Genomic DNA, 20558 nt, shown 5'->3' with positions numbered 1-20558 from the left:
GTTTTAATGTGTTATTGTTACTGATATACGTTTGCTGATCAGAGGCAATGCTGCCGCCGGATCTTCCTGGATCTCGCCAAATGGAATAGTCCGCTTTATGTTTTCTCCAAAAAGCATTTCCCAAAGGCTTTTACTTTCATCGGTTGTTTTACCTGTTACACGGACGACAATGATCCGGGCGAAACACTCGCTGAGATCATCCGGACTGAAGCCATCTTTGTGAGGGTCGTTCAAGATGAAAATATTGCCGCCTTTGTAGTGGTAAGTTGCCCTGTACACTTCTGTGGGAAGCCCTCCGGCGTTGGTTACGTTTTCGGAGATAATGAGGTATTTTTCCGTTTTTGACTCCAGAACAACCTGTTTGTTTTGATCGGTAAAAACATCTGCCTTTAATACGGGCATTATAAAATCCTGAATGGCTCTTAAATTACTTCCTTCGGCTTTTAATTTGACAAAACCATAGTTCGCATGCTCTTTTTTCCACTGCGACGGGATAAGGGAATTGGTATCCGGGAGTAGCTGTACCCATTCCCCCGCCGTCCATTCACTTTTGATCTCCGGGGCGTCCGCGGAAGGCGTGTCCCAAAAAGCCTTGTTGATACTTCGCCTGGCTGATATTTGTACCATTGACCAGGCCCCCATTTTAACCTCCGCGTTTTCGGAAAGAAATTTATTGATATGCTCGGCTTTCAGAATAAACGTAGCGCCGAGAAGCTTTGGCGTGGCTGTTGCCATGTCAAAGGTGAGCCCGGCCGGGCCTTCAGGCAGAAATACAGCTACCGGGTTTTTCCTGCTATATGGATTTGTTTCGCTACCTTGCGGAGGTATAGGATATTCTATCGAGGTGTTTGCAGTTAAGGTAACCTGCGCGAGCCCACTTCCGGAAAGTATCGGATCCGGGCCACCATTTAAGTAATATTCGGAAGGCTGGTCCTTTGCGTCATACTTTTGCAGTTCGATCCCGACCTCCAGTTTTTCAGCCAGCCCCAATTCAGAAAACCACCGGTCGTTTACGACGATCATCAGCGGAGCGCCGCCAATTTCGTTTAAAGGTGAACACTCATCAATTGAAGCAGTTAATGGGATAACAAAACGAATTACGGGTTTCGTCAAAATTGAATCGGCAGGTTTCCTGCTGGGCCTGATATATCTCTTCCATTGATTTGGTCTGATGATGTCCTTATTCGCAATGCGATCCGATATTTTAATTTCTGATATAAGCGAGCCGATGTAATCTCCTCCCAACAATTCATATCTGCTGAATAATTCGAACTTAAACCGATAATATAATGCTTTGTCGTCGGCCGGCCTGTTGTCGGTAAACAGCGTTTGTTTTTCGTAAGAGGGTGCCGGCCGGTTGATCCTGGCCGCTTTTAAATTCCCGGTATTTTCCAAAGCGGAAAAATCCGGTCTGTCGGAAAACTCCCAGGCCTCCCATTTCATCGCGAAGTTTGTCTGGCCTCCATGAACCGGGTTCAGGTCAGCAAGTAAATTCGGAGGGCTGGTTACAATGGCCGGAGGCATTTCTGCATAATATTTTAAGAGATCCCCTGCAAGCCGCCCGTTCCAGTGCCAAACCTGGTGACTTACTTTGTAGCGGCTGAAATAGGCGTACTCAATAGATTTTTTTTCCATATCCAGTATAACCTGGTGATCCGGGTTTTCGGCCGGTATTATATCTTTCCAGATATTATCATATTCAATCAAGGGCACTGTATCCGCATCCTGCTTTTTAAAAGGTTTCATCGCCGCTTCAAAGATGAGCTGAGTGGGCTGGGTGAGGTAGTCGCCGGGGAGTTCATCGCCAAGCGATGAAAGGGCATTCACTATCGTTTTCATCCAGGGATGGAAGCGGCTTGTATCTACAGCGAAATATTCTCGCCTGGTCAGGCCATGGATACTTACCCGCACTACGTAGCCTTCAGGAATTTCGATCTTTTTATTTCCGGTTATATTATCTGTGGTTATAAATTTTACTGCGGTTGAATCTTGAATATTGGCTACCATTTCTATTCTGATCAGCCCAGGTGGTATCGGTGTGATATTTATTTCTCCTGGCGGCGCAGGGGGAATGCCCTGATCTAATGTGAGCTTAAAATACTCTGGTTTTTTGTCGGCTTTGAATGGAAAAAGTTGCTCTACAACAATTACCAGGTCGTTTGACAGGGCAGGATCGTGCAAGTATTCATTTACTAAGTTGTTGCTTCCGCGGACGGTGATCTCCCGGCTTAAAACCGTCTTTAATTGGGTTTTCCCCTGGTCAGATATCAAGTTGCAGCCGTTCCAGGCATACCAGTTCCAGAAGTTGGTCATTGGCTTGCCCACTTTAATTTCCAGAAATCTCTGTGTTCCGCCTTTATTGTTATCGTATAGCAGGTAAATCGGGAGGTTTTTTTCTGTCCCGGCCCCCTTATCATCGTTACCGGCAAACCATTCCGGTAACTCACAGGCCAGCGGTAACAGGCCCAGAGGTAGGGGCGCCAGCTTGTTATCATTTGCAGCCTGGACAATGGTTGAAGGCTGGGTCACCGCCACTCTCCGCAGGTGCTTGTATGTTTTAAAGCTGGTTACCTCGTTTTTGCCGATGGAGGGCATGACCCAGTTGCCAGCATTTGGCCCCCTCAGCACCTTGGGGATCACTCCGCTGTTAAGCGCCACAAAACCCGCGAAGTTATAGTTGTAACCGTACCACAAGGCATAAGCCGGGGGAATAGTTGCCGTATGGGTACTCCCGTTATTTCCGATCTTGTTTTCGAATAAGTAGGAAAATGTAAAATTTGCCGTGTGGTCGGCGTTAGCGCCGTTTTCATCAAAAGTATCATGTCCGGCGATTAATGAAAGCCGTTCATTCGAGAGCGTCAAGTGTGTAGTCTTAAGATTGTCCGCCTCCGGTAAAAAGCTGGGTACCAGGTAGTCGTTGATTAGTGGCAAAGTTTTCTTGTTGACCATATCATTTAAATTGATCCTGCTCCAGTTGAGTGCTCTCCATTCCTCGAGTTCATCCACGTTGACATGAAGGTTTTTTGACCTCCGCATCAAGAGCAGATGTCCCGCGATCTCATTGCTCAGGTCATCCTGGATGGCACCGCCGGACGGAACTGTATCGAGTGAATCTACCTTGATCAAAACATTGGGCGGAAGGTCGGCTGGATGCTTGAGCAGGCTGCCGGTCAATTCATCTAAGTCTAAGCGGACAGCGCTTGTGGCACTATTAAAATCGTAAGTAAACAGGAAGCCCTTCAGCCCATTCCATGGTACTATATTCAATGGGTCTATCAGCTGTAATTCATCGTTGATCGAAGAGAAAATACTTTTGTCTTTCCTGTTCAACAGGTAAGCTGTCAAACAGGTATTAATGAGTGTATTTTTGATATCGGCGGTATCATCGCTGTTAAACTGGCTTTCGGCATCATTTTTATTGCTATCAAGCAATATGGATTCGATTAACAGGTTCCCGGCGCTGTAATATTTGAAAAATTCAAGGGTTATTCCTTCAAATAAGCTCCTGGCGGCCTGCTGAGTTTCACCTGTGAAGAGGCTGTTGAAAACATTTAAAATCCGCGACCTGAATTGCGCCGTCATGGTTTGCTTGTTCGCTTCCAAATCCCGCATTACTACCAATGTTTTCCAGCAACTCAACCATTTCTGAACTGAATCTGGTTCTACTGCGCCATCGGTAAACTTGGGCGGCGCCTTTTCTACAGCCTCATAGCCTTTCAAAATAGCTTCCCACCCCTCAGATCTGATCAGGCCGGCTGAATTTACCATAACCGCATCGATGCTGCCGGGAGCGATGAGATTCAAATTTAATTCCCGGGCCTTCTCGTTATACAACTTGATGAGGCCCTTCGAAAAGTCCGTATCTTTTAGATTCCCGGATGCCTGCCCGGGTGTAAGTCCATCTAAAATCAGACCGGTATTGTTCTGATTAAGCGGGTTTTCCAAGTTGTACCGGTCACGCATCAAACCCAGCAATATTTTATTCACGTTTTCATAAAATACTTGTAAATCAGCGATATTACCGATGTTGCTTACAGCCGGGGCGTTATGACTTAAATAATCGTAAAATAACGAAGGAGAATCAAAAATGGAGATCGCCTTTCTGATAAGTTTTTCTTTAAAAACCAGTTTGTTAAGCAAATCCTCTGCGTCATAAACGCTGACATCCGTATAACCGAGATAATCACCGTTATCGTCCCTAAGCCGGATCGGCGTATCCGCGGCGCTTTTTTGCGGCAATGGTGTTATAGGGCAAACCAATTGCATATTGGGGCCGGCATCATAGGTGATCCTGTATTTTATATCGTCTATTTTTTGCGCTGAGGGGTTTTTCCAGCGTCTGTGAACGTTACCTAAATTCACCGGATAGGCAATAAAGCCGGTGGGCAGGGTTTCCAATTTAGAGAGGTTTTCCCCTTTAGCGAAGAAGACTAAGTTGAGGGCCGCATTTATTGGGCAGTTTTTTTGGGCAAACTGAGCCATCCTGCTGGACAAGAAACCGGAATAGCCCGTTTGCATATGGCTCTGGTGGAGTTCGGATCCTTGCCCGGTGATCACTATCTCGCTGTTGATATGCTCTTTACTGGGGGCGCCAGGGTCAAAACGGGTAACTTCCTCATAATTCAGAATGACATCATCTTTACTTACTGCTATCGTACCCTGACCTGTGCCTTGTATAATTTTGGTCGTCAAACAATCCTCATAAGATTTGGAAACTGTGGCAGCATCAGCATTAAAACTATCAAATGAATTGTCTATCAATTCCAGGTCTGTTACGGGCAAGAAGGGATCATTTTCATTATTCAGCCAATTGACACGGATATGGGTTGGTTTTTCTCCGGCCCAGCGCCATGGATAAAAGAAATCCTGAAACTCCTCCGCGCTTGCAAAATCCCTGATTGTCGTAGGGTCTTCTTTATTAAACCAGGCACATCCTGCAATGGTGATTGAAACTTCACAATTCCAGGGTTTTTCAACCCCAGTTTCGTTAGTTTCCTGCGGGGATTGTTGGATGACGCCAGTCAACATGGACGGATCTATGAGTATTTGTAACATAAGCTTTTAACTTAAGGTGTTTGAAATTTTTGATGCTTTTGAATCATTTGATTCCCTATTTGCATTGGCAGTGTTTCCTCCACCGACGAAAGTTTTTTCGTATTCCTTATCAACAGAGATCGTCAGGCACCAGCATATCTTGATCCTCAATACAACCTGGCCCTTACCAATCAATTGCGTACCTGTGTAAGTAGCCGCGAGACGCAGACCTAAATACACGCTTACTAACCCGAGAATGTCTACGGTACCGACTATTTGCACGAAAATGGATACAAAAACACTCGCTCCGGCGCCTGGCTTTTTCAAGTATTCTCCCTCTAATCCTAAAGCGATCAGGATACTGCCGTTCATCCAGCCAACGGTCAATGCAAAACCAACGCTGGCATGTACGCTCAGCACAAACGAAACCGCAAGGCCCTGCTGAGGCTTGAAAATAATATTACAATTGACAAAGCCGCCACCACCCAGGATAAACGCTGTGAAATTGAATGGGGCTTCCTGCTTACCCAGATAAAAGCCTAAACCGGTCATGAAATCGAAAGTTTTCCTTTCAATATCCCAAAACTGTAGGATGAAGTGTCCCCCAAAAGATAGGTTTGTCATGGAAGTGGGGCCTCCGCCGACGCTTACGGGCGGCAGATCAAGGCTGGCTTTTACACCAATGGGTAATTTCCGGCCCGCAAGCACTGGGCTGATCTCTTCGCTGCTAACTTCCAGCAGGCCGATACTGAAAGGAGACTGGCTGGTCCCTTCGGGGCTGGCGGTGCCACTCACGGGGATGTTTTTGCTGGCATCTGTCAACAGTTTCAACAAACCGGGCATTTCCATCCGGGCCGGATCCAGATCAAAGGTGAGTTTCTCGTTTTCAAAGATCGCTTTGGCATCCCGGAAGGTCATGATCGGCACACTGCTGATATTGATCTCCCAGTTGCCGGCCAACATGCCGGTATTTTGTTTTCTCGTTTTGCCTTCGATATCCATTTCCATCCGCACCTTGGCCACAAACCGTCCGCTGTTGAGCTTGACGTCGATAGGGCCAATGGCAAGGATGGATTGTGGCGCGTTAAGATTAAAGTCAATTTCGGCGTTAGCCCATGCAAATAAATTTTGCTTATCAAAGCCCTGGGTCAGTTTGATATTATCGCGCAAATTGTCCGGCATTTTGAAATCGGGGAAGAGTTTATCCAGGCGCATGGCCCCGATGTCCGAAAGTACATCCGAAAAATTGAATTTATTAAGAAGTGATTGGCCATATTCACCTGCATCTTTTACCCATTCTGGCTTCGGTGGCAACAAGCCTTCGAACACATTGGTAACGGGGAGCCGCATTCCCAGCCCCTCCAGATCGTTTTCAAACTGTTTGACCCGGGCAATGCATGGTGTAATGGATAAACGTTTTTGTATATCACCGTCCCAATCTTTGTTGACAATCATGGCGATCGTTTTACGATTGAGCCCCATGCCGGGAGCCGTAAATTCGTTCCATACGCTCCTGTAGTTATCTAAAACCTGCTTTCCGCTGTTTTGCAAATCTTTAAAAGAGGCCCCTGCCTGATCCACCTCTTTTATTTTTTCGGCCAGCTGCTCGGTAAGGCCGCCAAATTCAGCGCTGAGTACATTGGTGAAGGCCATGGCCTTTTCCGCGATCTTCTCCGGCGTAGGGTCATTGCCAAGGACCTCCTGCAATTCCTTGTAAGCCTCCAGACCTTTGAGCCACTCTTTTACGTTATCATCAATGTTATCGAAATCTGATATGTTGTCGAACAGGCTATTTTTGAATTCCGGAAACAGGCTCTTTAAAAACGACTCTACATTTTTTAAGATCCCAAAAATCGAATCCATGGCGATCGGATCTTTATACAAGATTCGAGCTAAGAATGACTTAAATGAATCGGGGTCCCCATCGATTAGTTTTTCGACTTCATCGGTCAGTTCAACGACATCTGATATGAGGACTTGCTTTCCTGCTTCCCAATTATCGTCAATGTCCTTTATTTTCTGATCTATTTGACTGGTAATTGTCTTCTCAAGGCCTGCAACTTCCGTTTTGAAAGCATCTAATGTAGCTTGGATCGTCTGAAATTGCTGATCGACAAAGTCCCGGGCGGCTTTAATTAAAGTGACCAGCTGTGTTTTGCAATCGTCAATAAAAGTTACGGCGTTGGTTTTTAACCCATCAAGGCCACGCTTTAATTGCTCTATTTCGGTATAACCCTGGATTTCATTTTTTACGGTTTCTGCTTGGGCTTTCAGGTCTTCCAGGTATTTTATTGCTGCCTTCTGTTCAGTTAAGTATATGCGGGGCAATTTAATACTTTGGATCGCTTTAATTAAGGTCTCCAACTGTTGGCTAATCGAGTCAAGAATTCCGGTGGCCTGATCTTTATATTGCTGGAGGTCGGTCAGGACCGAGTTTATTAATTCCTGTAGATTTGCGGTTTCCTGCACTATGAAATCCGTGATGTTCTGTTGCTCTTTTTCAAGTTTGGTCACAGCTGTTTGCAAGCCGTTTTGGAGCAGACCCCGTATTGATGCAATAAATTCAATACCATAATCCGCTTGAAGATGAAACATTGCGATTCGGTCCTTGAACCTGCGCAGAGACTCAAGGGCTGTCTGTTTGGCTTCTCCGCCCTGGTTGACCAGCGCGTCGATTTCCTTATTGAAAACACGAGATTGTTCCTGATAACCTGAAATGGTCCTGTTGAGCAGGCCCTCAGCTGAAATGACGGATTCTTTCCATATGTAATTTAGCGGGGTCATTAAAACTGTCCCATCGGCTTTATACACTTTTTGGAAATGCCTTAAATTGCCTATATCCGCATTTAATAATGGTTTCACCGATGCAGCCAGTTGGCCGTTCGGTTCAAATGCTTTTGCTATTTTTTCTGAAATCGTTTCTACACTGCTAACTTTTAACAAATCGCCATTATAGATCTGGTTGATCAGGGAGCCGGGATTTCCTGCCAGTAATGCAAATGCCTGGTTATCGGAAAGCTTGCTGTTAACGGGCTTCCGCATCATCGTTACTGTTTTCAGCTTGCCGGAAATGCCGCTTTTGGGATTGTACCGGTTGGCAACACCCGAAGGTAACTCGCTTTTGTCTACCCTGAATGTAAAACGTGCGAAACCTGGCGAGACGTCCAGAATCTCAGGCATCATTTGCTGCATGCCTTCGCCTGAACCGGGGTCTAATGCCGGGGCCAAAGCGTTTTCAATAGGCAGTGGTAGATCCGTATAGTCTACATATTTTACAGAAGGCCATTGGGTGGTGTCCGCTGTTAATGGTACGCCGGGTGCGGTCTCACTCAAATCCACTTTTTCCCTCGTATCTGTATAGAACCGTAAATTCTGCGGTTCCGACAGGTTAACCACTACGGATTCCAGGTTGGCATCTGCCGGCGCAATAAGTTCAAAAACAACCTGAGGTTTGGGGAACAAATCAGGATCCGCGTCCGGATTCCAAAGCGGGATTTCCCAGCCGAAATTTTGAATGTCGTTATTGATGTTAAAAGATACGTCTTTCCCCCAGGAACTTCTAACGGGTATTATTATAGATTTAAAATGACAGGCCTTGATACTTCCCGGCGCGTCATCGCTATGCCCTTCAAAATCCGGATATTTTTTATTGGGTTCTAATATTTCAATGTATTCTCTAACTTTTCTTACAATAGGTCTCCCTAACAGTGGCGGCTGATCCTTGAAATACACAGGAGGCACTACGGTTCTTTCGTATTCAATAACATGTTTTGCTTTGTGCCACAATACGGCAATTCTTCCGATCCGTTCGACCGCGTAGAAATTCGCGCGCCCCATCGAGGTGCTTGATCTTATGACCGTTTTATCGCCGGCGAATCTCGCCGTTTGCTTTCCCCAGCCGCCCATAGCAGAGAAGGAGGGGGCAATAAGTTCCGCGGAGGATGAACCTTCCTTAAATGCTTCCCGCCAGAATTCGCTGTAGATAGCCTGGGATTCAAAACCGTAGTGGAACCCGCCGGCAAGCCCGCTTAAATCGTGCGCAGCATATATTTTCTTTTCCAGCTTCTCCATGTCTTGCGCAGAGATTTTTCCGTCAACCGGAATTGCGTCGGGAGGAGCGGTGACCGGATATTTTAAACTTGCCCCGATCCTTTTAAAGATCCCTGACGGTTGATTGTCTGGAACTGCAGGTGGTTCAGCTTTAAAACCGATCCTGGGTGTGTATTTCAGGTTTTCGGTAAATTTGTTATTGCCAGCCGGATTATCTTTAGCGGTTTCTAAAATTGCCAGTCTTGATTTCCAGACTCGGTAGAACCGAAGGTAATTTTGCCAGGCCCTGGCAAATACTTCTGACTGAACCGGTGTTGGTTCCCAAAAGACAGTATTACTGGGCGGAACGGGAACCTCACCAAGCCTGGAACCTAATTCTGCGATGGATGTAGCCTCTGGTTTAAGATAGCCGGTTAATCCATAAAGCAGTTCGAACTGACCCTCCAGAAAAGGTACACCGGGCAATTCATTTCCGGCTTGTCCCCATATATGCCTTAGGTTCCAGGGCGGGGATACATATCTTCTTTCCAGGCGCTCATTAGCCAGTTTGAAAATTCCGGGTGCGCCGAATTTATAGGCGACCGGCTCATGTTCTTTAGGTTCACCCGCTGAATCCGGATCGCCAAGGTCTTTTTTTGTATAGGCTTCGCCGATAGCCTGCGCCGGCAGAATTAACCGGAAACCTTCGGTATTAGCGCCATCGTCCAGGATTTCCCATGCGCCGCTTTCAAGTGAAAGCTGGGAGCGCCTTGCTAAAATCCAGGCACCGTCGTCATAGGCAGGCTGCTGCAAAAAGCGCGCGTCCACCAAGCCGATGAACTGAGGAAAAGTATCAATGACAATCGCTTTTATCGATGAGCTGTTATCCGTTCCTGATCCCGGGTCTGTTTCCTGCAATTTGATGTCAAGCCTGTAATTTTGTCCCAGGTTCACACTCTCTGAAAAGGTAAGAAAGTACTTTTGTTCCTTGGGATCCCCTTGCGTGGGAATGGGAATAACCAGGGGCGCTTCTTCTCTTTCACCGGCGCCTTCTACAATAGCGCCAAGGCTACCCGGAGCTATATAGCGTTCGCTGTTCAGCAGATCCTGACCCGCAGCGCTGACACTTTTGACAGGCAATGAGAAATCCGTTATCGCGTATTGCAGCACAATATTTTCCGCTTTGTTCCTTCCCGGGTATTGCCAAAGGAAAAAAGGCTGCTGCGTTTTTTTATCCTGCAGCGTAAATTTAATTTCCCCATATTTTCGGACAGGAAGGTTTGATGGTTTAATGGTGTTAAAGCCTATATCAAATTCAAAAGCGCCATCGATAATTTTTTGCGGGTCAATCTCATAGCTGGCGAGCAGGAACCTCAAAATAGTCCCGTTATCATTGACTTCTACATTATTTATGTTTGATTGGAGGCCGGCCTTTTTTATAGTGATCTGAGACCCGGAAGTACTCGCGTTGCTTATGTTTATCGTAACGGATGGCTGGCTGATATTTTCATCTTTCAAAATTGCCCTGCCTTTAAAAAACAGAGAGTTTACCAGGGAAAAGGAGTTTTCAACATTGCATTTGGCAGCGTTATCGATACTCCATTCGTTAACGCAGGTGATCGTATCCGGAACATCGAAATCCGGTTGAATTCCTACCTGCGGCACTATACCTATCGGATTTGCATCCAGGACATTGTTGATTCCGACTTTTGTACGCTTTAGTAACTCATAAGACTGCTCAAAAAGTGAGGCGAGGTGATAAAGTTTGGTGAATAATTGTGTTTGTTGATCCGAACAATTTTGAAAGATGATGGCAAATAATTTACTGAATCTCTGAAATGAGATCTGACGCGCATAACAAACTGAAAAATTTATACCGTTTTTGCCATCAATGATCATCCACGCATTGACATCGGTGGTCGAATTTTTGAAGACTTTCAGAAATTCAGCACACCGCGGCCCATTGGCATTATCGCCGTCCCTGTATTGTTCGAGCGGGTCGTCAATGAAGTTTGCTGCGCCGAACGCCTCGCCTGTTTTATGAACAAGCAGGTCTTCATTTCTTTTCCCGATACCATTGTTAGCGAGCCAGGTGATCGGGCAATCTTTTCCTTGATAATTGTATTGCTTGTCTATCGCGATAAATGGTATTTGCCGGTCTCTTACGCCAAACCATATTTCGTAATCGTCATACGCCCCGTTTTCGTTGATAATGTAACATTTGGGCGCCGGAAAAACCAAGATGGCATCACTGGTTGCAAGAGGTGGTTCCGTGAGCCAATAGTTCCAGATCGAACCGTCCGACAAATTGACATTATTCCATTTTCCATGGTCAAGGCGTCTCAGTTTCGTGTCTTTTTCTAAAACCAATGCCAGGTCTTTTTCCCATTGCTCCTCCTCATCATACCAGAATTTTCGTCCCGTATCGTTCCTGATCACGATCCCGGAACAAGTTAAATCCAGGAGCACCTGATTTCCTGAAGCACATTTTGCGGCCTGGGTGTTCGCTGTTTCGGAAACCGGGAGCAACCACAATCTTTCCACCCCACGATTTTTAGAAAAAAATATCCCCCAGTTAATTATCTTGTCGTTACCAGCAATTGTCGCAAGCAGTTTTAAATCTTTAAAGGTCTGATTTATCCTGAGAAGGTCTGTAATATTACTCATGAGAAAAAGATTTGCTGGCTATTCCTTTCGAATTATGATAGTTCATCATTTCTATGTCCTTACATCAGTTGGAATATTGTAAGTTTTTCCTTGATCGTTGTAAACAATGAAAGGCGGGATTACTTTAGCGCCACCCGGAACATCGACTTTGTCGGCTACGATAAATACAATGCAGTCCAGATTGTTGACTACGCCGGCAGACTGCTTCTTTCCGGCGATGATATCATTGGCATGGTATAAGGCGAGCCAGGCAGTCTTATTCGTCTCGATAGCAGCGTTAATGATGGCTTTCGGTACAACTGTGGGGTCGGTATTATTATTAGTGGCACTGTTGACTGCCTTGGTCACGTTTTCTGTAGCTGTTTTGGCGCTTTGCTCAGCGGTTTTCGACCCAAAATAGAACGCGGATACGGCTACCACGAGGGTACCTAATGTTTTGGTCAGATCTGTCGCGATCGGCGAGGCAGATGGACTGAACATGGAGAGTGTCACGGAAACCAGGATATAAAAGACAATAACGAGCAAGGCGATGATTGCCCTGATCGAACCGTCCGGTAGCCCGAGCGCAAATTGGTTATCTTTTGGTCCATTGATGGCACTCAGGATCAAAAAAGCGCTTACGCCCAAACTGACCAGCGCGATGACAATGACGGCAACGATCGTTATGGTGCATTGTCCATTAGCACAGGGGCTAACTGCTTTTAAAATGGAATCCACTTTGGCTTGTACGCCTTTGGAGATCGCGGCATCCAGCTGCGCTTTGGCTTCGTTCGCTGTTCTGGTTAACGCGGCTTGCGCGGCTTTATCTTTCTTGTCTTTTTCTTCTTTCGCCAATTTCTCCTGTTGCGCTTTTGTTAGTTTCGTCGTGTCGTTGGCTTGTGCCCTGGCCTGGTTCATCATGGGGGAAGCCGCGAACAGCAACAGGAGGCAAAGAACAGTTGCTAATCGAGATAGTCCGAAAAAAGGCTTGTTGTCCTGTCGGAAACACTTTAAATTAGTGATGTGCATATCGATGAGTTTTAGTATAAAAAACTGGCCTGAGGGAAATCCGGATATAAGTACAAACTCCTCCAGACCATCCATTTTTAAAGACGTATTATATTTATGAAAGTATATTATTTCAGCAGCTTAATAAATAGCAATTTCTTGTCATTTATTGTAGTGTATTTCATGTAATGGACTGGTATACAGTTGCTGTATGTACATGGCGTCTGGAGCTATACCTGTTAATTCCAACCGCTTAGTAAGTACTATTATTCTTGCAGCTGCCATTTTATCCATAGCTATCGGATTCCTGCAGCCATCTACCAGACCGGGGTTGCCAAGTGAAACATTTGATCGGCAGTTATATAAAGACGCTGATGAATATTGCGATTTAATACGAGTTTTGTTATTTTTCGATAAACTCTTAAATGAAAAACCCTCTAATTAGCGAAATTAGAGGGTTTTTCATTTTTAGAAAGCTAGGTTCGGGAGATTCACACTTATTAATAAAGCCCTGTAAATAATTTACTTACAGGGCTTTATACTATTAGCGGAGAGTTAGGGAACAATAATGTATTTAACTTCCGCTGTAAATCAATGCTTTGTATTTTTATTCAATTAGAGGTCACCTAATAGATCACCTTTAAATAATCAAATCGCTTATGCTTACTTAACAAAGATATAAATGATTTCGAATATTAGTCATAACTTAATCCTAAATGAATACTGTGCCTGTAAATGATTGGATTACTTGCCTGGGAGTAGAAGAAATACCGATCTGATAAGCGTTGGTAACTATTTTTTACGATCGGCAGAATGATTATCTTGCGTAATGGTTTTAAGGTTCAATGCAGTTTTGAAGGTTGTGAATAAGCATGTGTCAGACTACTTGAATGGCGCAATTCGGCATTACGCTGCGCTTCCTAAAATGCCGGAAAGAGTTGTCTCTGAAGGCGAATTTGTATTGACGGTTTTGCAGGACGGAAAGGAGGCCGACGTAGAACTGAGGAAAATGGAGGCGTCTGCCACCAGGACCCTGGAAAACTTTGTTGATCCGGATCCCCAGCAAGTTTATAAGATGTTGGAAGACTTAGCTATTCAGATTGGGGACAGCAGCAAAAACTATTGATGGATAAAGTAGGCGGCGGCGCCGAGGACGCAGGAAACAGCCTTTCTTTTAAAGGCGAGCTGACATCACAACATGTTTTTGATCTGTACCGGAGGATTACCCTCGACTTTTACCATGATGGACAACCTCACGAGCTCGCGATGTTTTCCGGTCCGCAAATGACGGAAGCATATCATCGTATCATGGAACGCATAGCCGCCGAGCCGGAATTGAAAAAAGAATTTGCCGAAATCATAGACCTTAAACGCAAACAGTGGAATGTTAGAGAGAGTAATAGAAAACTGGTTGGATAAAGCCTCCGAGAAGTCATTCCAGGTTCCTTTTTGCTATATGCTGATCCAGGAAGGTCATACGATTATTCATCTGACTAGGCACACCCTGACCGAATTTGGGAAAGACATCATACCCCGTGATCCTGATGGCAACATATGTGCTTTTCAACTCAAGGGAGCACCAGGAGGACGGATTGGCTACGAGAAATATCGTTCAGAAATATTGCCCCAATTAATGACTTTGACCAGTATTCCCGTAACCCACCCATCAATCCAAAATGACGGAAAATATCACAAATCATATTTCGTGACGAATGGGTATTTGGAAGAGGAGGTAGGCATTGCTATTGCGACCGCGAATGCTGGCCATGTTAGGAATGGCTTGCCCCATATGGTTGTCGAAACTATTCTGCGCGGCGAAATGTTGGCGAAGGCTGCCAAGATCAAACTGGAATTTTTACCATCCGACTTAAGGGATTTTAACGTGCTTCTGGAATTGTATCTGGAGGATGGGACCGGCATGATCAATAAGCACAAAATTGCCACTCTGCTGGAATCCCTTTATCATAAGGACGAATTTAAAGCGAAAGAAAAAAGGGAACTTATTTCCAGTGTCGCTATCATCATCGCTTTGATCACAGCGAACCACACCAATGAAGCAAACCACCTGGCATTAGTCGAGGCTTGGACGATGTTTCTTAGTTATACGTATGAGTTTATTGAGGCAAATGATATTGCGGCGAAGTTTTATGAACAAGAAATCCAGATCGCTTTCGATACGATCCTCAATGAACTCGAAGATCTGACGGATGAGGTACTCGATGATCCGCATTTGCTCCAACCTTCTGGGCCCGCGGAAAATTTGATTTACAGTTCAAAAATGACTTGGATCCTCGGGTTCCTGGCTTTTCTTGGTACCCATTATTCGATTTCTGGTAACGAAGGACGCGTATCTGGACTTGCCTCATTTCTTCGGCAGTTTGAGCAAGTCATTCATATTTATGGAGAAGCCGCGTTCGCCCCCATGCTCAGTTATTACTGGTTTTGCCGGAAAAATGATAAAGGGCCAAAACCACTGGAATCGCTAAAAATATTGTTTAATACAGCTATCGCGCCGATGAGGGACGAGAACGCGGATAGTTCCGTTTTTTTGCCCGACCCCTACCAAGGTGTTGAAGAATGCCTTATCAACCGCTTCAGCGAGCACCGCAAGATTGAGAATTCAAAATTCGAGAGCCATTACGCGGAATCTTTAATAGAGCTCCTGATCAGGGAAGACCAGAAATGGCACCTGCAGCAATTGTGGAAACCTTATTCGCGGATATTAATCAAGTCCTTTCGGTATGACAGGCCGGGTGACCGATATCAGTGGCGGACTTCCCGTGGACATGAGGTGTCCACTGTGCAACCCACGCCGCAAAGCTGGAGTGTCATCAGCAAAGGTGCACAGGTCGTCGACGATGGCAGCCTTCCGAATTTTATGAAAAAGAATCCACTGTTTATTCCTGTTTTCCTAATGGTTTATCCGCATCGTATTGATAAAGAAATGGTGAAGTTTTTTGATAACTGGTTAAGAAAAGGCAAATAGACAATCGCGAAGTTATCAACCAAGCCAATATGGTACTCCATTTAAACCTTGACTTATCCAAATTTAATAACTAATGAACTCCCCGAAATTATTTATACTGGATGGTATCTACGGAAATAAGCTTCATGCAACCATATGGGACCTGCAGTTTGAAAAGCCCGAAATGGCAGAGCTAGTTTCGCTGCTGCTAAAGTTATTGAATATCGATCCCGGCAGTATTCATGAGAAAGCACAAAAAGAAGATAAAGTATTCAGCGAGCAGGACATAGCCCTCTTTACCAACACCATTATCGAAGACGTTACCTATAACAGGGAGTTGCTGGCGTTATGGTATGATGCTTCGTTCCTGTTCAGCAAGAAGCAGTTGCGAGATAAACTAGTTAAGGTCAGTGATGACTACTACCATGTTTATTTGGAAACTGGCAGTCACAAGTTCCTGGTCAGGCGCATAGCCGTAATTAAACTTGCACGCCAGTTTTTTGCGAATAGAATGGATACGATATTCCTGGAGTCTAAGGAGGTCATACTTTCCTTGCCACACCCGTTTTGGCAAACACCTTTGTTGGCCGAATTGAAGTTTTTATACGGGGCTCAAAAATGTCGCGATGAATTTGAGGGATTTCTTCACAAACAGGTTGAGGTCTATCAGGGCAAGGCTGAGTTCAATGCCGTCAGGATTTGCTTGAAAGCGCTACTGGAGATTGAAAGTTTGACCGTCAACGAATGGCATATCAAAACAGCGGAGAGTTTTGAAGCTGAAAGCGATGATATAGTCGCGAACAGGAAGCTTAATACTTTTTACCCGAGCATTTCCCGGAATTACCTTGATGGGTTGAAGGAAATCGCCAGCGTACAGGAGGCTAAAGTATTGAAATCAAGATTGGAAATGAAGTTACGGGAGGCGCAGCGCGATGATTATAAAATGGTCCGGGCTGCCGGTGCTGTAATATTGCCTAAAACGGAAATTCGGGATTGCCATAAGAAAATCGCGGTGTTCGGGATCGACAGCTTCGAATCGGCCTGGCGGATCTTTGTTTCATTGCCGGTCGTTCCCCTTGATACGATTAATAAAACTGCGGAGGGATATCGGAAAGCGGATGGGCCTTTGGCCCGGTTCTTTCCTGCCCAGGTGAAAGTCAATGAAAAAGGTGCGCAGATCGGGCATGCAGGAGTGGAAGACGCCTCGCTCAACCTCGCGCGGGAATTCTACCGGGAACGTATGATCATCTTTATCCAACTACTGAAAAACCAGATGGATATTTACGAAACCCTTGATAAGCAATTTGTCTTTGGTATGGTCGAGACTGTCCAAAGTCCATTTATCCCTGAAGACAGAACATACATATTCTCCATGGGCATTTATGAGGGCTTCAATAATAATTTCATTGTGGCGGCGCATTTATTGCTGCCGCAACTGGAGAATAGTTTAAGGAACCTCGCCGTTAAGGCTGGAATTAACACCACTACCTATGAAAAGAAAGATCAGCATGAAAATATGCTGGGAGGCATCCTTGAGAAAATCGAAGGTCTCGCCAAACCCGATGTACTCGGGGAATTGAAAAATTTCTTGATCGATACCAGCAGTGTTAACTTTCGGAATGAACTCCTACATGGTCTGATGAATACTGTCTTGGTGCAGCATTATTCAAAATACTTCTGGTGGCTGATGCTGAAACTCGTATTTGAGACAAAAAGTCATTTTGACCTGGAATAATCCTGAGTTCTCTAAAGGCCAATTAGTGTCAAAAATCTAAATTGGGGATGGGAGGGGATGATAGTAGGGTTAGGAATTAAAAAGTTTTCTAAGACTTAGATGGATTTTATTTATAAGGCCGAATTATCGGGGGAAACTTTCCTCAAAGGTTTAAGTTTGGAACAGAATCTAATCTTATATGGCTACTAAAATTGCGATCCTTGCCCGGTTGCATGAAGTAAGTGAGTAGTGATGGTCCTTTATTATAAATATGAACAGCGGGAGTGGCAGGTATATTGCCCGCCGCTTGAGCTGTTAATTGATTAGGGTTTGTTCCTTTGCGGAGATGTTAATGAAAAATTAAAGGCTCTAGGCATAAAATGCTAAACCGGTATACGCCCAGTCTTGTGTCTCGGGCAGTTGATGGGCGTGAGAGTATTAGTGGCCATAGTATATATGCTTACTACCATGATCTCTTCTTCTAAAAGAGTTGCAAATAAGAACGACTGATAAGCCAAGTTTTTTTAACCCGATGAAAAATTCGCATAAAATAATACAAAGGAAAGCCTGCTTATTCGTTTTCAGAATCATTTCTAGGTAGCACAGTCGCTGAGTATTGGCCAAGCCGGATAATTGACCAAACGACTGTATCTGCCAGTTCTAATGTATAACTCTTGGGCGCAAGAAACCCGTGGGCAACATTATTGCGCAGATCAAAGCCTGGTTTGGTATAAACGCGCCGCATCAGCGCTATATCTTTTTCGTCAAACATGTTCGCAGGAATCTTTTCGAGCAGTTCCGGCAAATAATTCTCCCGCGGATCCCGGCTGACACCATCGATAACGGTAGTGGAAATACCGCAGTTTTGCAGGAAATACCGCATCAGCATTTCATACTTCAATACCAGTGTGTCAATGCAGAGCATAAAGTCTGCTTCTTCCCCACGGAGGCTCCGTCCAGCTTGTTCGAAATAATAAATAAATGCCGGGCGCAAGGCATCATATAGGTTAACATTGTCGTCACTATTTTCACTGTTAGTGCTGAGTACGGTTTTCCGTATCCACGTCTTTTCAAAGAATGTGTCCATAACCGCTATCGATAATTCGCCTTTTTCAATTAGTTCATGCATAATGCCGCTAATATATTGTTGTGTAAACAGTTGGTACTTTATTTTATAATTCCAGGCTTTGCTAAGCCTGTTGGCCCCCGATTCCGACAAAGTTTTCGGGTTTTGATTGATGTCGAAATTTACCAATTTCATTTGTCCGGCAATTTGATCATAAAGTCCCTGTTCGTTCGGCCCCTCATCCCATGGCAATAAAGTAAGATCGGTGGCGAGTACATACAAGAGATCGTCGAAAGGAATGGACAGATAACTTTTGATCCTGCTATCTATATATTGATAAAGTAATTTGCCGGTTTCCTCATTTAGCAGATTGACGAGGTAAAAAGACTGGTAGCAACCGTGCCTAAAGTGATAGGGGTAAAAACCAGCCACCATTTCGGGGCCTGGTCAAAAAGCCTGATTATCGGTGTAGTAGTATGCTTTGTGGTTACATCCTTATCCGTTGGTACGGCTTTATACCTGAATCACCAAAATGACTGGCTAAACGAGGACGCCTATAATTTCTGGCTGGTTAAAGCGCTGTATCCTGAAGTATCCAAAACCATTGAAAAAAAGTTAGCGGACGATCCAAAGAGCTTAAACCAACAGGCAGAAAAAGAAATGGAAAAGCAGGACGCGATTATCGCAGCTCAAGCCGAGGCAGAGCAGGCGGATAAAGAACAAAAAGCGGCAAAGGATAACTTGGAAAAGGTGAAGTCAGGCAAATAAGGTATTACTTAAAAAAGATCAGAAAACGGGAGTAACATTGAAGCTGGCGATTTCACCCTATTTGCTATTTTTAAGTAGTTCGTTTTTTTCTTTCTCAGCCTGTAAAAGACGCTCAAGTAATGCAACTTTTTCATCATAGAGTTCAACTATTTTCTCAATCGGATTAAATGTACACTGATAGTTCATATAGTTGGCAGGACCCACGTTGGTAGCCCCTGAATTTGAGCCCTCATAATTGTTTTGAATATTATAGATTGCCTTTTCTTCGTCAAAGTTTTTAATGGCTTCAACCGGAACACCGAGTACTTTAGCTACTTGCTGAAGTATATCCTCTTCTATGATCTCTTTTTGTTCTAGCAGTGACACTTTCTTTTGATTCCAATCTTCTCCCAAAGCTAGCGCAAGAGCTTCTTGTTTCCAAGAAAGCATTTCTCTGAAGCGTTTCAGGTTGTGCCCGTGGTGTATTTGATTGGGTTTATCGGTAGTAGTGCTCATAGGTAGTATTATAGTTGTCTCAAAATTAATAAAAATAATAAAAAGCTTGGCTCCATCTAATATAGAAATATTACCCAGTAGAATATGCTTTTTGAAGTATCGGATAGAAAATCACAGAATAGTTTAGAATTTTTTGACGTACCGAATTTGTTCTGCCGGTCAATGTTGATGTCTTGTTGAGAAAAATCGCAACGACATGATGGTGTCGTATGTGTTGAAACAATAAATATTTAATATGTCAATAAGCCTGAATCAATACCTCGGCGGGAATATGTAAAATTTCATTAAGCTTGCGAATCATTGCCAAACTCAATTTCCTCTTTCCGGACAGAATCTCCGACTTCCGGGAGCGATAGCCCAAAATAATGCCTAACTCTTTTTCGGAAATTCCTATTTGATCAAGTCTGAATTTGATAGCCTCCAATGGATTTGGAGATGGGATTGGATGATGCACCAACTCATATTCTTTAATAAGAATACTGAGCACTTCTAATTCGTCGGATGTAGCTGATCCTTCCTTTATATCAGTTTGCATCAGCTCATAAACACGAGCTAAAGCATCACTATATTGTTCCTCTGTTTTAATTGGCTTTAACATAACTTACCGTTTTTGCATCTATTTGATCGTATTGTTTGTGTGTCCCGAACCATACTATAAACACGATTTTTAGTTTATATTCAATATCTACAATTAAGCGGTAGCTATTACCGTGAATATTGAAAACGACTCGTTTGTTCGTAAGTATGGACGCATTCCGATACTGCGCCTTTAATTCATTAGGATTATTCCAAGATGCCGTTGAGGCTTCTTCATACCAACTTTTTTACTGCTA

Annotated in this window: 11 protein-coding genes and 1 pseudogene; 5 read left to right on the top strand and 7 right to left on the bottom strand. The window is 44.3% G+C overall.

The genetic code is table 11. The annotated features are described in order from the left end of the window. Positions 1-3: 3 nt before the first annotated feature. From SNE25_RS21360 to SNE25_RS21350, 3 genes are read right to left on the bottom strand one after another with little or no spacing between them, the layout of a single operon-like run. Positions 4-5055 (bottom strand): hypothetical protein, encoded by a 5052-nt coding sequence (locus tag SNE25_RS21360; protein WP_321561034.1) that lies wholly within the window; start codon positions 5053-5055, stop codon positions 4-6. Between the two features lie 6 nt (positions 5056-5061). Then, positions 5062-11730, bottom strand: coding sequence for a hypothetical protein (locus SNE25_RS21355; RefSeq protein ID WP_321561033.1), 6669 nt, complete (start codon positions 11728-11730; stop codon positions 5062-5064). 51 nt (positions 11731-11781) lie between these two features. Beyond that, a complete protein-coding gene (locus SNE25_RS21350) occupies positions 11782-12813 on the bottom strand; it encodes a hypothetical protein (protein WP_321561032.1) in 1032 nt (343 codons plus the stop codon). A 733-nt stretch (positions 12814-13546) separates the two neighbouring features. Between SNE25_RS21350 and SNE25_RS21345 the strand changes: the two genes are divergently transcribed. The 4 genes from SNE25_RS21345 (at position 13547) to SNE25_RS21330 (ending at position 17417) form a co-directional block, all read left to right on the top strand. Next, complete coding sequence (locus SNE25_RS21345; RefSeq protein WP_321561031.1) at positions 13547-13843, top strand: hypothetical protein; 297 nt, start codon at positions 13547-13549, stop codon at positions 13841-13843. Next, positions 13843-14136 carry a hypothetical protein gene (locus SNE25_RS21340; RefSeq protein WP_321561030.1) on the top strand — a complete coding sequence of 98 codons (294 nt, stop codon included), beginning with the start codon at positions 13843-13845 and terminating at the stop codon, positions 14134-14136. Before SNE25_RS21345 ends, SNE25_RS21340 begins: the two co-directional genes overlap by 1 nt. After that, a complete protein-coding gene (locus tag SNE25_RS21335; RefSeq protein WP_321561029.1) occupies positions 14102-15703 on the top strand; it encodes a hypothetical protein in 1602 nt (533 codons plus the stop codon). Before SNE25_RS21340 ends, SNE25_RS21335 begins: the two co-directional genes overlap by 35 nt. Positions 15704-15866: 163 nt before the next feature. Continuing rightward, the gene (locus tag SNE25_RS21330) at positions 15867-17417 is read left to right on the top strand and encodes a DUF4209 domain-containing protein (RefSeq protein WP_321561028.1); all 1551 of its coding nucleotides are present in this window, start codon (positions 15867-15869) and stop codon (positions 17415-17417) included. Between the two features lie 550 nt (positions 17418-17967). Here SNE25_RS21330 and SNE25_RS21325 read toward each other — a convergent pair. Further along, complete coding sequence (locus SNE25_RS21325) at positions 17968-18897, bottom strand: DUF4209 domain-containing protein (RefSeq protein ID WP_321561027.1); 930 nt, start codon at positions 18895-18897, stop codon at positions 17968-17970. Here SNE25_RS21325 and SNE25_RS21320 point away from each other — a divergent pair. Next, positions 18871-19230 carry a hypothetical protein gene (locus SNE25_RS21320; RefSeq protein WP_321561026.1) on the top strand — a complete coding sequence of 120 codons (360 nt, stop codon included), beginning with the start codon at positions 18871-18873 and terminating at the stop codon, positions 19228-19230. The genes SNE25_RS21325 and SNE25_RS21320 overlap by 27 nt on opposite strands. Before the next feature lie 57 nt (positions 19231-19287). Here the strand turns inward: SNE25_RS21320 and SNE25_RS21315 are convergent, their stop codons facing one another. The 3 genes and pseudogenes from SNE25_RS21315 to SNE25_RS21305 all read right to left on the bottom strand — a co-directional run. After that, positions 19288-19725 carry a helix-turn-helix transcriptional regulator gene (locus SNE25_RS21315; RefSeq protein WP_321561025.1) on the bottom strand — a complete coding sequence of 146 codons (438 nt, stop codon included), beginning with the start codon at positions 19723-19725 and terminating at the stop codon, positions 19288-19290. A gap of 238 nt (positions 19726-19963) precedes the next feature. Continuing rightward, positions 19964-20323 carry a helix-turn-helix domain-containing protein gene (locus SNE25_RS21310; protein WP_321561024.1) on the bottom strand — a complete coding sequence of 120 codons (360 nt, stop codon included), beginning with the start codon at positions 20321-20323 and terminating at the stop codon, positions 19964-19966. After that, positions 20307-20537, bottom strand: a pseudogene (locus SNE25_RS21305) (type II toxin-antitoxin system HigB family toxin); the annotation flags it as partial. The pseudogene SNE25_RS21305 and the gene SNE25_RS21310, both read right to left, overlap by 17 nt. Positions 20538-20558: the final 21 nt, after the last annotated feature.

This window comes from Mucilaginibacter sabulilitoris (assembly GCF_034262375.1).
Lineage (GTDB): Bacteria > Bacteroidota > Bacteroidia > Sphingobacteriales > Sphingobacteriaceae > Mucilaginibacter > Mucilaginibacter sabulilitoris.
This window is presented reverse-complemented; position numbering and strand designations above follow the sequence as displayed.